At 42.8% G+C, this 14,727-nt stretch carries 12 protein-coding genes and 2 pseudogenes; 12 read left to right on the top strand and 2 right to left on the bottom strand.

Annotated features, from left to right (window positions below):
- Positions 1-257: 257 nt before the first annotated feature.
- The gene (locus NV381_RS04855) at positions 258-1,067 is read left to right on the top strand and encodes a hypothetical protein (RefSeq protein ID WP_258212155.1); all 810 of its coding nucleotides are present in this window, start codon (positions 258-260) and stop codon (positions 1,065-1,067) included.
- A gap of 342 nt (positions 1,068-1,409) precedes the next feature.
- Positions 1,410-1,542: pseudogene (locus NV381_RS04860) on the top strand (monooxygenase); the annotation flags it as partial.
- A 130-nt stretch (positions 1,543-1,672) separates the two neighbouring features.
- On the opposite strand, the gene NV381_RS04865 reads toward NV381_RS04860, so the two are convergent.
- Entirely contained in the window at positions 1,673-2,632 is a 960-nt protein-coding gene (locus NV381_RS04865) for a serine hydrolase domain-containing protein (protein ID WP_258212156.1), read from the bottom strand.
- A 219-nt stretch (positions 2,633-2,851) separates the two neighbouring features.
- Between NV381_RS04865 and hisB the strand changes: the two genes are divergently transcribed.
- From hisB to NV381_RS04880, 3 genes are all read left to right on the top strand, one after another.
- Positions 2,852-3,277, top strand: coding sequence for an imidazoleglycerol-phosphate dehydratase (gene hisB, locus NV381_RS04870; protein WP_258212157.1), 426 nt, complete (start codon positions 2,852-2,854; stop codon positions 3,275-3,277).
- 453 nt (positions 3,278-3,730) lie between these two features.
- Positions 3,731-5,104: a PASTA domain-containing protein gene (locus tag NV381_RS04875; RefSeq protein ID WP_258212158.1), complete on the top strand. Its 1,374-nt coding sequence runs from the start codon at positions 3,731-3,733 to the stop codon at positions 5,102-5,104.
- A gap of 467 nt (positions 5,105-5,571) precedes the next feature.
- Positions 5,572-6,213, top strand: coding sequence for an HAD family hydrolase (locus NV381_RS04880; RefSeq protein ID WP_258212159.1), 642 nt, complete (start codon positions 5,572-5,574; stop codon positions 6,211-6,213).
- A gap of 492 nt (positions 6,214-6,705) precedes the next feature.
- Here the strand turns inward: NV381_RS04880 and NV381_RS04885 are convergent.
- Positions 6,706-7,883 (bottom strand): annotated as a pseudogene (locus NV381_RS04885) (IS110 family transposase).
- Here NV381_RS04885 and NV381_RS04890 point away from each other — a divergent pair.
- The 7 genes from NV381_RS04890 to NV381_RS04920 all read left to right on the top strand — a co-directional run bounded on the left by NV381_RS04890 (position 7,764) and on the right by NV381_RS04920 (position 14,720).
- Entirely contained in the window at positions 7,764-8,066 is a 303-nt protein-coding gene (locus NV381_RS04890) for a hypothetical protein (protein WP_258212498.1), read from the top strand. The pseudogene NV381_RS04885 and the gene NV381_RS04890 sit on opposite strands and share 120 nt — an antisense overlap.
- 274 nt (positions 8,067-8,340) lie before the next feature.
- Positions 8,341-9,627 carry an IS110 family transposase gene (locus tag NV381_RS04895; protein ID WP_258212160.1) on the top strand — a complete coding sequence of 429 codons (1,287 nt, stop codon included), beginning with the start codon at positions 8,341-8,343 and terminating at the stop codon, positions 9,625-9,627.
- Between the two features lie 644 nt (positions 9,628-10,271).
- Positions 10,272-10,895, top strand: a complete 624-nt coding sequence (locus NV381_RS04900) for a cysteine hydrolase (RefSeq protein ID WP_258212161.1) — start codon at positions 10,272-10,274, stop codon at positions 10,893-10,895.
- Between the two features lie 190 nt (positions 10,896-11,085).
- A complete protein-coding gene (locus tag NV381_RS04905; RefSeq protein WP_258212162.1) occupies positions 11,086-11,349 on the top strand; it encodes a hypothetical protein in 264 nt (87 codons plus the stop codon).
- A 49-nt stretch (positions 11,350-11,398) separates the two neighbouring features.
- Positions 11,399-11,779 carry an immunity 8 family protein gene (locus tag NV381_RS04910; protein WP_258212163.1) on the top strand — a complete coding sequence of 127 codons (381 nt, stop codon included), beginning with the start codon at positions 11,399-11,401 and terminating at the stop codon, positions 11,777-11,779.
- A gap of 164 nt (positions 11,780-11,943) precedes the next feature.
- On the top strand, positions 11,944-12,378 hold the full coding sequence (locus NV381_RS04915) for an SMI1/KNR4 family protein (RefSeq protein WP_258212164.1): 435 nt from the start codon (positions 11,944-11,946) through the stop codon (positions 12,376-12,378).
- Positions 12,379-13,703: 1,325 nt separating this feature from the next.
- On the top strand, positions 13,704-14,720 hold the full coding sequence (locus tag NV381_RS04920) for an ABC transporter ATP-binding protein (RefSeq protein WP_258212165.1): 1,017 nt from the start codon (positions 13,704-13,706) through the stop codon (positions 14,718-14,720).
- The last annotated feature ends 7 nt before the right edge of the window (positions 14,721-14,727 follow it).

Genomic DNA, 14,727 nt, shown 5'->3' on the forward strand with positions numbered 1-14,727 from the left:
CGCGCCTTCATATTGTCCCGGTCCTCAACTCGGTTGCTCTTACAATCTTTCCGAAAATCTGACAAGGGTGAAATCCTGCGAATAAGCGAGCATTCGTGAGAAAACAGAATCGTACTGAGGGAGTTCAATGAGCATCATGAGAAGGCTGCCGACCACAAAGGGTCAGCTGCCTTCTCAGTTAACGGGAATTTAACACAACTTTACCAAGTGATAGTATGAATGCAAACGTAAACTATAATTTAAATGTGGAGAAGTAAATGAAAACGGTTATAAGCGTTGTTTTAATAATAGTTAGTTTATCTGCTGCTGGATTAGCGGCACTCCTCTGGGACTACATTTACTATCCGTTGATTGAAAGCAAGGCTGAGGAAAGTGCAATAGCCTATTTGAAAGCATCATTCCCAGAGGACGTTGTAATCGACGATGTAACATATTCTAAACCGTTCGGGGATGACGAGGGAAAATATTTCATTACAGCTCACCCGACGGCGAAACCAGAAATCGAACTATCGATGAATGTATTTCAGAACCTTAGCGTGGATGAAAAAAGTTTTAAAAAGTCTAAATGGCGATATGACACAATCCTGGAGTACGTCCCCTTAATTAATGAAATAAGTCCAGGTTTCAGCTTATATGCAGCAGTCAATATGCTCATTCCCGCAGAATTGTTAAGTAACCCTATCGAGACAAAGTATGGAGACATACGGAAACTTCATGAAAATGTCACCGAAGAGTATCTATTCATGGGTGTGTTGATAGATCGTGATTTTTCTGAACAACGCGCACTTGAGTATGGTTATCGTGTTGTTGAATTTATGAAAAAGAGAGGTTTGAAAGATGCTGCAATTGAGATCAACTTCTATCCGCGGAGCTTAATAGAGAGTCTTGTTCAAAAAAAGCCGAAGTTCGATGTTTTCGGTTTCCGAAGTGAGTTCTTTAATGAAGCCTTACCGTATAGGATCGATTTTGTTACACGTAATAAGAGGATAACAAAGATCGGGTTGGACGATATCAAGTCTCCAGAGGATTTAAAGCCGTTTTTAATTATCGAGGGTCCAGGGCATTGAGTTACGCTAACGAAAAACGTTTGTTCAATGAATAGCAAAAGCTGCCGATATGATTGGCAACCATTTTTGCGATAATAGGCAGAATTATTGAATCCAATGAAGGTAAAAATTGGAATGATGGCTTAGGGGGAGAACTAAACTGCGTGATATGTCTACATCAGTTACATTATATGGTTTAATAGCAGCCTCATCCCAAATATGGATTGAATGTTTTAATTATTTTAAATTATTATTTAACGAGATTGGACTTTTCCCTAACTATATGGGTTTAACAGGCGATTCTTTCAAAAGTGGGAAGATAACGCTTCTGGCTACCACTTAAAAAAGAACCGACTTCGATTTCTGATTTTGGAGGCAAGCCGCGAAGCAGACGGTTCGTGGTCGCATTATTACGTTAGTCTCAAACTGGTTCTCTCCAGCACGCTTTTCGTCGATGCCGGGCATGAAGTTCCCCGGTGTGCCGAATGGTTGTCCTGTCGGGTGACAAGAACATAATCTCATTAATTGCCGCGTGAATCGCGGCTTTTTTGTGTTATGGGATAAAGTTCTTGTCAAATTTCAATAACAAGAACTTTATCCCATTCCCGAAATTGACAAGAACATTATCAAAGAAATGCAGGCAGCAGGTGCTCCCAAACCAAATCCAGTACAGCCTGCATATTCTTCACATCGGAGGTAATGGCAATAACTGCGTCCTGCTCAGGTAAAACGATAACGAATTGCCCGTGTGCACCTCGCGCCGTGTACCCGTAACGGCATAAGTAAAATTGGTAGCCGTAGCCCTGCTGCTTGTCGATTCCCTGTTCACCCTCGGTTGAAATATGGGATCTGGTGGCCGTTTCAACCCAATGCAGAGGTAAGAGTTGCTGCCCGTTCCATTCTCCTTTTTGCAAATAGAATTGGCCGAATTTGGCCATGTCCTCCGTGCGGATACTCATGCCCCAGCCGCCACAGTTGATGCCTCTAGGGCAAGTATCCCAAATAACCCCCTCAATGCCTAAAGGCTCGAAAATCCGAGGCTGCAGGTAATCAAGCAGTGATTGCCCTGTCACCTTATGTAAAATCGCGGCTAGTATATAGCTGGCTCCACTGTTATACACAAAATAGGTGCCTGGCGGTTTCTCAACCGGTATTTCCAAAAATCCTTTTATCCAGTTTCCTATCGCTTGATTCATCATAGGAGCGGTTGGGTCCTGCACATGGCCCGTAGACATTGTCAGTAGATGACTTACTAATAGCTGGCCCATGTTTTGTTTGATTTCGGGTGTTATTTCATCCGGAAAGAAAGCGATTACCTGATCCTCGATGGACATGAGTCCTTCCCTCACAGCCAATCCGACTGCTGTTGAAGTAAAGCTTTTACTTATCGAATGCAGCAGATGTGGCCGTTCAGGCTCATAGGGAGGCCACCACTTTTCTGCCAATACAATGCCATGACGAAGCAGCATAAAGCTGTGTAGCTCCAAATTACTTGCATCCACAGACTTTATAAATGTTTGGATACCTGTGGAAGAAACCTCCTGTTCCTCTGGCTTACCACGCAGCAGTGATTTTCCATGAATCAATGAACTCACTCCAATTCATTTAGTAGGAACCATATAGCAAACATTTACAACCTTTCCCTACTAGCCTACCAGAGACTGACGCAAGAAAAAAGTGTAATTTTTTCCTATACTCAATAATTGTACGAACGGGAGGATAGTTAAATACCATCCATAAAAAGGAAAATGACAATTCATATCGAATTCTTCACCTGAACGAAACAGGAGAGGGCTTTTATATCTGTGGAAAGAGACAATGATTCTGCCTTCAGCCATCACACGGTTGAGGACATTGGAATATGCTTGGGGCAAGCAATCAAAAAGGCTATAGGGGATAAAAAAGGCATAAACCGTTATGGTAGTTCGCGTATACCTACGGATGAGAGCTTAGCATTAGTGGATTTGAGTGTATCGAATCGCTCTTTTTTAGTGTTTAACGTGGAAATGCCGTCAACACTAGCAGGCGAGTTTGAAACCGAATTAACCGAAGAGTTTTTTCTCGCTGTAGCGCATAATAGCGGGATAACCATGCACATCAATTTGGAATACGGCAGAAATACACACCATATAAATGAGGCAATTTTCGTGGCATTCGGCGATGCGTTGAAGAAAGCAATTAGGATAACAGGCGATGTTATTTCATCTACGAAGGGTACGTTATCATTATGAAAAAAAATATGGATAGACGCTTACGTGTAAAAAAATATGGGGGAGGAATTTGTTTCATTGGACATCTGACGATTACGAGGGACGGGAAACGATAGTGCAATGACTAGGAAGCAGACCGCCACCGCAGCTGCTTCCATTTTCGTTAAAGTACCTCTTGGCTTTTACATAGAAACTTTGCCACTGGCTAGAATTTTATAGTCACAGGTTTTTTGGCAGTAAGTTTAGTAGCAAGAACCTATGTAATTTATTTCATCTATGCACTGGAAACAAGAACATGTACCGATTCCGATTAGCCCCCCAAAAAATACGGGTTTATTTCTTTAGTAGGGACAGGATCTTTTCATCTTTCCTGTGATAAGAACTTGTACGATTGACCATGGTAAATATAACCACTAATGACGCAAAAACTAGATGTTAGGCGAATAGACTATACGTATAAGGGGGAATACGTCTATGGATAACATCGGAAATCGATATATGCCCGAACAACCGATTAAAGAAATTACGAACGGGCTATTGTTAAGAGGGATGGATCTGACCTTCAAACGTAGTGTTCTTCTATATACATTCCTAGAGGCAGACGAACTAGCGCATCAGGAAGCTTTACGTTTTATGAGAAAAGCATCCCAGATGTCCGACGAGCATTTCATGCGAGTTCTGGATGCTGGTTCAGAAGACGGAACGTTGTTTGCCGTTCTTCAGTCGGAAACGGGAAGACCTTTGTCCGATCGGTTGATAGATCTGGAGATAACGGGTCACAAGGCGCTGATGTATGTGCACGAGCTGGCCAAGGGCATTCGAGAAGCTCGCCGAAGACGGCTGCCCGAATGCTCCGTTGACGCGGATAATCTATGGATTGAAGATAACGGCCGGTTGCGGATCATAAATTTTTGGGCGGAGGGGAAGTACGGACGACGCGGAGTTCCGGGGCTGGCACTGCTATTGTACCAGCTAGGTGCCAAAACAGATATCCCGACATCCTCTATTAGTGCCTATACATTCGAGATGAATCGGTCGTTTGCGGATTTGTCGGATGTAGCTCGGGAACGTGCTATAGCTTTGGCCAGCAGGGCATATGAAGGGTTATGCACGCTTGCCGATTTTCAGCAAGAGCTGGAAGTACTGCTCGGTATCGGTGACGAGGGGAAGGAGCCACTTCTTATATCGGTTTTACCGGAAAACGATATGATGACGTCAAGCAGACGGGAGTGGAAAACCGCTATACGTGAGTCACATGCGTTTGTAGATCCTAAAAGCAAGAAGCGAACGGCAGAAGGGCGTAAACCTGGGGAGACTCAGACGCGCATCAGTGCGGCAACGGCAAGCAAAATGGCGGAATTGCGCAATCTGTTCCGAGAGACGTTCAAACTGCGCAAATGGCATCTGTTTGCTACTGTCGGCTCCGGAGTACTCATATTCTTACTTTGGCTGATACTGCGTCCGCTCCCTGACGATGTAAACGGTTCTAAGTCGCAGACAATTCCAACGCTCGGTCCCACAGTTGTATCGGTAAATCGTACTGAGACGTCGGAGTCCTCAGCATCGGCATCCTCGATGCAAGCTCGAACGGTTGTACCGAGGGATAAAGTCGAGGTTCAGCCGCCAGACGATGGCGCGATACAAGCCAAGACGGGCATTGTTCCGGATTTGGTCGCTCATACAAGGGAGGATGCCGAAAAGATAGCAATTGCCTCTGGGCTTCGATATCAGTTTTACATGGAATCGAATGCAGCCGACAAAGGGGTTGTGTTCAAGCAAGACCTTACTCCCGGTACTCCCGTGAAAAATGGCGACCGCATCACGTTCTGGGTGAGCAAAGGAAAGTAGATCGGAGGCAAAAGTCGGCGGACATGAGGCTCGTCGCAGCGTTGACAAAGAAAAAAAGGGAACGGTTTCAAGAAATATATTATCACTAGGAGTCGCATGCAGCTTGACCGAAATCGTAAAACAATTAATTTGAGAAGTTTCAGTAAGGAAAGCGGGTTTAAGCGTTGATATGGGGACTTTCTCTCCAGTGTGACGAAAACCGATTTTGATCCTGGAAGGTCAGACAGAAAGACAACGTAAAAGAGAAGGACGCATCCTGAGCGAATGTATGGGTGTGTTCTTTTTTTTGCAGAAACTCCTCTTTCAATACAAAAAATGTTAATTTTTGGATGACACGTCAACAGATTACGAGTAATATTAACAAGAGGAACATAAGTTCTATGAACCGATGTAAGCGATATCAAATATAAAGGAGCGGCGCGTGATGGCACGCATGGTTGCCGCAGCTGACAAAGGAGAACGAAACAATGAAAAAGTACATACTCTTCGATCATGATGGTGTTCTGGTTGATACTGAATTCTGGTATTACAAAGCGGGAGAACGCGCTCTGGCTGACATTGGATTTACCTTGGATAAAGATCAATACCTCCGCGACATGACCCAGTCATTGGGCACTTGGTCCCAAGCTAGGGCGGCAGGTATTGATGAACAGACCATCAGCAAGCAGCGTGAGGTCCGCAACGTCTATTATCAGGAATATCTAAGAACAGAAGCCATAGAGATTGAAGGCGTAGTTGAAACTCTAGCCGAACTGTCAAAGTACGTCCGCATGGCCATCGTGACGACTGCAAAACATGCGGATTTTCAACTTATTCATGAAAAGCGCCAGATTAGACAACTCATGGAATTCGTCCTTGTTCGCGAAGACTACGAGCGCACCAAGCCGCACCCGGAACCATACTTGACTGGCCTAAAGCGCTTCGGAGCTACCAAAGAAGAGACCCTGGTTGTAGAGGATTCAAACAGAGGGTTGAACTCAGCCGTGGCGGCTGGTATCGACTGTGCTATTGTCCATAACGACTTCACAAAAACACATGACTTCTCACAGGCCAGCTATCGAATCAATACTCTGATTGAACTAAAGGACATTATCCTGAATGTAACCTGAGAGAGCATTCGCCAGCGTGTCCCGGATTGGAATACAGACCTGATTCTTCCGTTTTCAGAATCACTAGCTGAGCACTTTGCTGGGATTGTTCAAACAAATTGGTAAATACAATTATACGCGTTACACAAAAAGCAACGATTTAAATCGTTGCTTTTTGTGTTGAAACAACTTATAAATTTTCGGACCAATAATCCCATCATTATAATGTATAACACTAAAACTTATAAATTGTCGGGTGACAAGAACATTATCTCATTCCCAACAATGATTACATAACGTGGGTATTTATACTGGCCAAATCAACGGGCAGGATAGTTTAGGATCATTCGCGCTGAACCGTATCACATATATGTGGTAAAGCGTAGAAGGTTGATTAAGCTACCCCGAAAATTACTCTTAGCACAAACCCCAAAATGGCAGCACGAAGCTAAGCCCAGCTTTAATGGTTTTTTAAAGGCTGTGCTTCATAGGAATATATGAAACATTAGGAAGTTAAGAGGCCTCCGAATTAGAAAGAGTGACTTGAAAACCAAGATTCTCGAGCTTTCGTACGGCTTGTCTAACAATCGCTTCTTGCTGTCGCTGTTCAAAGTAATGACTGCCTAAATCTTTGTAACCCTCTTTGCGTGCAAGGAGATGGTAAGCGATGATCATGATCGAGTGCGCAACAGCTACGGCTGCTCGGTGTCTCCCTTTTCGGGCGGCGATGCGCCGGTACTATGCTCCTAGGTAGTTGTCAGATCTGCATACGGAATGGGGGACTTCGATCAGTGCCGCTCGGAGATATTTGTTGCCTTTGCGAGTTTTCGAGGATTTACGTTTTCCGGCACTTTCATTTTGCCCTGGAACGAGGCCGGCCCATGAACAGAGATGAGCGGCAGATGGGAAGCGTGAAGCGGCGTCAGTCCCAACTTCGGCTAAGATTTGTTCGGCGGTACGCCGGCCGATCCCTGGAATCGTATCTAGCCGTTCAATGTCGAGCCGTTTGGCTACCTCCGTATCCAGTTCGAGAATCTGCTCATTCAAAAAATCGACGTGCGTGAGCATGGTTTTCAGCATGATCCGCTGGTGGGCACTCATGTTGCCGCGTAAGGCTAATTCCAGCTCTTCTTTCTTTTTCTTTAGTGTCCGCCGTGCAAAGGCTGCCAGCTTTTCTGGATCTTCTTCGCCCTCGATCATGGCACCCATCCTATCGCGGCTGCTCACGCCCATAATGTCGGAAACAACAGCAGCGAGCTTAATATTGGCGCCTTCCAAGACCTTTTGGACCCGGTTATGTTCGCGGGAGCGTTCCTGAATGAGGCTGCGACGGTAACGGACTAATTCGCGAAGTTCACATTGGTTACGGTCAGGAATATAACTAGGCTTCAGTAGCCCATGTCGCAGCAGATTGCAAATCCACTCCGCATCTTTCACGTCCGTCTTCCTGCCGGGGACTGCCTTGATGTGTTGGGCGTTAACGACAAGAAACTGAATCTCCTCGGCTTCAAGCAGGTTGACGACGGGCTTCCAGAAAACGCCGTACTCTCCATGGCCACGTGTGTACAGCGATGCTGCTTGATCCAGTCGATCAAGTCGAACAGGAAAACCGTATGGGTACGAAACGTCTTAATCTCCTTTCCATCGGGCGTCAAAACACAAGCAGTGATGGACTTCTTGTGAACATCCAAACCACAAGCGCGTTCGATCAGGACATCCATAACATTCACCTTTCTACGGCAATGAAAATTGAGGACTGGTGCAACAACCAGAAAAGGATTACTCTACCCCGCGTGCTTCCAAAAAGGAGCGACATACCGTGGTGCACCATGATCGTCGTAGTCAGACTAACGGATGGGTTCGTGACACCATAGCGTAACGACCTTCCTCACCAGCCGTAAACATAGTATAAAACACCGCACCAAAATTTACATTATTCTGTGGTGCCCCGAGAGGGGCATGGGTGGCTAATGGGAACGTTTGTTCAATAAGAAAGCAAGACGAGGCTGCCGTTCGTAACGGCAGCCTTTTCCCCGCTAAACATTCCTGTTAGGGCTAAGAAATAGCCTTTGTCAAAAAAGGAGCGCCTCGGTATGATGGGTTTGTCCCGGGCTTACAACCCAACACCATCAAGGAGGCACTCTTATTATGAAGTTTAAACAATCAGAAGTACAAAATCAACGAATTGAACGAATTAGCACATCTCATCTTGTTGTAGGTATCGATATGGCTAAAGAAACTCATGTGGCGCAAGCTACGAATTTTCGCGGAATCGTGCTCTCGAATCGACACCTCTCATTTAGTAACACCATAGAAGGCTTTGAAAAGCTGCAGCGTTGGATAGAAGGACTTCAGCAGAAGCACCGTTTGAATAGTTTTATCATTGGCATGGAACCTACAGGACATTATTGGTGGAACCTGGCGAATTGGCTTACAAACAAAGGAACGAACGTTGTCCTAGTGAATCCAGCCACCACCAAAAGAAACAAGGAGAATCGCGATAATAGTCCTTCCAAGAGTGATCCGAAGGATGCTCTTGTCATCGCGGATATTGTAAGCCGTGGTTATTATTATGAACATACGCGACAAACCCAAGAGTTTCAAAGACTTCGCACCCTGATGAGCGATCGGGAGTTCTGGGTCGCCTACAGTGTCCGGTTGCAGAATCGGATTATCCGTTGGTTAGACATTCGCTTTCCAGAGTATACATCGGTGTTTAAGGATTGGACTTGCAAACGTTCAATGGCCACATTGAACGAGTTACCATTACCGCAGGATCTCGCATCACGATCCATAACCGAGATGATTACGACTTGGAGAAAGCATATGCACAGAGCAGGCGGCTCTACAGGCACGCAGAAAGCTGCTGAGCTTATCTCTCAAGCCAAGCGGAGTGTGGGTGATGTCACAGCGTTATCTGAAGCAAAGCAAGATTTGGAACGATTAATTGAAGAGTATGAGCGCATCGTGGAAATGCTAGGGGGAATGCAGAAGCAAATCCTAGAAATACTTAGTGAGATTCCGATGGCAAGTCAGCTTCGTTCCATAAAGGGGCTTGGCCCCATCTTTGTTGCAGCGATATTAGCTGGTGCGGGTGATCTTAGACAATATGCGCATGGACGTCAGTTACTTCGAAAAGCCGGTCTTAATCTAGCTGAAAGTACGTCGGGAAAACGAAAGGGACAGATCGTCATATCGAAACGAGGAGATTCTACCTTACGTAAATATTTGTTTCTCGCTACCATCCAACTCATTGGTGTCAATCCTGTATTTCGAGAATTACATGAGTATAACGTTAAAGTTAAGCATATGAAGAAACAGAGATCTGTATTTAAACTGCTGGGAAAAGTAGCTCGAATCTTAATCAGTATTGTCCAAAAAGGTGAAGCATTTACGCCTGAAAAGGCAAGTCACATCATTGCGCAAGCTGCATAACACTGCAAATACCACGTATTTTGACTCATTCGCAGGATTTTACAAAGAAAGCACGGAGAACCGAGTTCCTGCCCGAAAAGGGCTTAGACCCGTCCGCTAAACGCAATCGGTCTCCACACCTTGGATAGGTATGACGATGGAATGTAAGGGCATAGACCCGTAGAGCCATGGGATGGTAAGCTTCCAGGGTATTCGTGGAATATGCGTGCAGTAGAGTGAAATTTAGGGGAATGGATTTTACGGCTCCTCTGTTCCCGCACGCTTTAAATGAAAGAGTTTTATCCATAGGACTTCGTTTTCTAAGTGGTCGTTATTTTCAAGGTGATGAAATCCTGCGAATGAGTGAGTATACGTTAGATAAACCCTTAAAACCGAGGGACGGGCAGTAATCCGCAGCTAAAAGGTTAATATTATCATACGATTCACCTTAAATTGGCAACAAAAATAAGAGTCATTAATCATATTAATAGGACAATTCGAAGACAGCTTCATCGATTGGTGGTCATCTTGAATCGCTAAACATTGCAAAAAACCGAGGAATGCTTGCCTTTTCGCAGACATATCCTCGGTTACTTACCTTCCTCACCTTTTCAATTTGATTGCATAAATTAGGTAACATCTAAGATGCCTAGAGGTGGATGTAGATGATTTATTATTGTCCTTACTGTATTCATTTGATCGACTATGCAACAAAAAATAACACAACGATCATTGATGAATGGAATTGCGTCCTTGCTCCGCCTCCGCCTAAGCTTCAATTCGTCACTGTCGACCCGAAAACAAGCGCACTGCTCGTTCTAGATATGGAAGTGACGATATGTAATAATCCTCGCTGTATTGCATCCATCTCAAATATCAATCCGTTACTGACGAAAAGCCGTGAACGGGGCATGTTAGTTGTTTATAGTCTTACACATAATGGAAATGTCTCAGATATTGTTCCTCAGCTTTCTCCCTTGCCCAATGATCCCGTTGTGAAATCTAACGTTGATAAATTTTATGAAACCGATCTCGATCAAATCCTAAAAGAGCACGGCATAAAAACCGTGCTCGTTACCGGGTACGCCGCTAATGGTGCAGTCCTTCATACAGCGACAAGCGCTGCTTTTCGGGGATATCATGTCATTGTACCTGTTGACGGAATTCCAGCATTTAATCCTTATGCCGAACAGTATACATCTTGGCATATGTTGAATAGTCCGGGGACCCGGAACCAGGCCATTTTAACCAAAGGAGATTGGATACAATTCGGTCATCCTTATCAGTAATACTATTTTACAATCATTTTACAAATATTTGCTTAAGAACATCAAAGGTACGCAAACGGGACACGATAGTAAAAAAAAGGGAGTAGCTCGCCACGAACGGCAACTGCTCCCTGTTTTATTGAAATAACGGGAGATTAATTCAATTTTAATGTGATACAATGTGGCGAAATAGAAAGAACGGAGTGAAGCATTGAATAAAGATGTTATGTGGGGAATTTTTGTTTCTGAAGATATTAAACGTTTTCCAAATTTCTTTCCCATCGGTTTTTACGCGACTCGTGAAAAGGCAGTCGAAGTAATTCAAGGGTTTCCAAAAAACGTTAATTATGATTTGCTCAAGCTGCCTCTGAACCGCAATTTTGCTTATTTTCATATGAAAAGCGGCAAGTTGGTAGGTATGGATGGTATTTACCACGAGCACTTTCATTTTAAGGGTGAACATGAAAGTGACTGAGCTAACGGATTTCGATGCCGATCTAAGCAGAAGTAAGAGGGGTCAGTTTATGATAAAGCCCGTACTAAAATATCTTGATATTGTGCAAATAAAAGATGGCTCAAAAGGATTCCTTGCTCGTGGTGCTGCTTATATTGGAGAGGAGGAAGCTGATGGAGTCGAATATTTCTATTTTCGTGTTATGACTACGGACAGACTCCATTCCATGCTTGATGAAGAGCATATAATTGATGGGCGAGCGACATTTATAGTGCATACATTTGATCAAACTACAATTGAAGAACGAATAAATGTAGTTTTACGAGATTCGATTCGTCCAACGTGGGGAGAAGTAGCTTTAGCCATTAACCGCTATTTGAGTTGGGAATACGATAGCATTAAATATGAAACCATTGAAGAAGCATTGGCAAGAATAAACAAGGTGGACTAAGCTAACGGAGAACAAGAACTCAATAATCACCAAGAACGACAGAGGATCTTTTTTGACGGTCTGCAGTTTTCTAAAATGACGACCGATTAGTATATGGAAGATAACCTATTATTGATGGTGGGTTGTTTCTTAATGAAAATTTTCTAGGGATGTGAACTATACATATGTGGAAAAAATTCATCAGCTCATTTTCTGCTGAACATCAATTTAAAGATCCAGCAACTGATGCCGAAATGACAACTATTAAGGAAAAACTAAATATTGAGCTACCTGAAGAGTTGCAACAATTATTCAGTGAAACAAACGGGGTATTTGATGAATTCGATTGTCCGTTAATTTGGTCCATTAATCAAATCATAAAAGATAATTTAAATTATAGAGAAGATGAAGATTTTAAGGATATCTATATGCCTTTTGATCATTTATTGTTTTTTTCTGATGCAGGAGACGGCGATTTATTCGGTTACGGAATATTAAACGGAGCAATCCAAAAAACTGACGTTTATGTTTGGAATCATGAAGATGATAGCCGAACTTGGGTCGCTTCTTCGTTAAAAGAATTTATAAGAGGTTGGGTTTCAGGTGATATTTCTATTTAATTCAAAACCTGTCATTAATCTCTAACGGGATACTATCTGTTATCCAAGGCAACGATATCCTGCGAATGAGTGAGTAGACTTAAGATAAACTATTAAAACCGAGGGACGTGCAGTTTTACGCAATGGCAATGGCAAGGAATTCTTGCAAGTGAGAAGAATTAGTCTAGACGAGTATAAGTTAAGCAGTATCAATTAAAATAAATCTTTAATGAGAGAACCAATTTCGGTCGCAATAATATCTTTTTAAAGAATACATAATGTCTCTCAAGTAGTAATTGACTTCTTAAGTGAGTTTTCTTTCACACTCCCTATTATATTTAGACACGTTTACTTTGATCATGTAAATAATATCGCAGATAACAATTCGCAAGATGGGAACAAGTCTTGTATTGATAATAACTTATTAATAATAGGATCTGGTTTGAACGGTGACCCCATTGTACTGGATACAACAACATTGACGGTTGGCTACGTATTTCACGTTGAACTCTGGGGGCAAGAAGGTGAAGACTATAATCCAAGAGAACAATCCTTTATTGATTTAAAGTGTTCAGTTGACCAGTTTTAGCTTAATTGTATAACTTCTGAAAATTATCCAGTGGATGCACTCCAAGCAGAAAATTACATCAACGAAAAGTGATTCAACTAACGAGACATTCTAGCTCAATAAACAACTAAAACGCAACTGCCGGAATGGATCGGCAGCCGCGTTGTGCTAACAAGCAGGATAATGACAGGTGCGGTGCTGAGAAATGGTAAAATCCCCTTTTTTCATTTCAAAAAATTCAGATTCAGTAGACACCATCTAATTTATGAACCCCGAGCAAGACACAGAATTTCCAATTGTGTCTTGCTCGGGGTTCATTTTTATTACCAATTGTGCAACAACACAAAACTACTCAAATATAATCACCGTCAATAGTACATTTATCGATTCTAATTAAGCATACTTGTGTCGCATTAGTTCGACACAAGTATGCTTAATTAACGATAGCACGACTCAAATATACTTAATTATAACACGGTACCGAGAAATCCTTTAATAATAGGGAATAGGTGGTAATTAACAATTAGGGTGGTTCAAAATTATGGAGCTCCAAAAAAAAGGAAATTAAATAGCAATTCCTCAATTCAAGAGCGATCTACGGGAGGAGACGTATAAAGGAATGTTGTCTAAACTGTGTTTTAGACAATATGAATCTTAAAAAAATCGATGTTCCAATACAGATATAAAATCGGCACTTCCTTACATTAGGAGAGAATACTTATTCTTGTAATATTTGGTTATTTCATCGTATATTAGAACATATGAAAGAGGGGGGCGATTGAGTCTGATAACAGTAGACGAACTAACAAAAGTATACAAAGTACGCAGCAGGAAAAAGACTCCGATTGAAAAAGGGATCTTCAATTCTATCAAAAGGTTTACCAAGCTTCGTCAATATCAAAATATTTCTGCTGTTAACAATATTAGCTTCACTATTGATACTGGCGAAACTGTAGGTTTTTTAGGTCCAAATGGAGCTGGAAAATCCACTCTGGTAAAAATGTTGGCAGGTATTCTTGTTCCAACCTCAGGTAGTTTAAAAGTTAATGGAGTCACTCCTCATCGAGACAGAATGAATTATGCTATGAATATCGGAGTTGTGTTTGGCCAAAGGACGACCCTTTGGTGGGATCTCCCCCTTAGCCATTCGTTTGATCTCTTGCGGGTAATTTACGAGATCACACCACAGGATTATGAAACGACTTTGCGTTGGTTAATAGAACTTCTCGAACTAGAACCCATATTAGATCGGCCTGTCAGGCAGCTCTCACTTGGTCAAAGGATGCGGGCAGAATTAGCTGCTGCACTCCTTCATCGACCGCAGGTGCTTTTTCTCGATGAACCAACAATCGGATTGGATATAGCCGTTAAGCAACGAATTCGCACATCCCTTCGGGAGTTGAATCGGGAATGGGGGGTAACCATCCTTCTTACAACTCATGATCTTCGAGATATAGAGGAGATTTGTCAAAGGCTAATTGTAATAGATAAAGGTCAACTCATGTACAACGGTTCCCTCAACCATTTTCGCGAGCAATTTTGTGGCAACAGAGTCATTCGAGTAGCATTGACAGACAGACATATCGCAAATCGGTTAGTACAAGATCCACCACCTGAAGTGACTTATACTGAACAAGAAGGGCCCTGGGTAACATTATACTTTGATCAAGCGAAAACTAAAGCGGCGGATGTTGCTAGTTGGATTATGAATAAATACATAGTGATGGATCTCGTGGTTGAGGAACCTTCTATAGAGAAGACTGTTACCGAATTATATAGGAGTGAAATGAAGTGATGATGTT

This window comes from Paenibacillus radicis (ex Xue et al. 2023) (assembly GCF_024722015.1).
Lineage (GTDB): Bacteria > Bacillota > Bacilli > Paenibacillales > NBRC-103111 > Paenibacillus_S.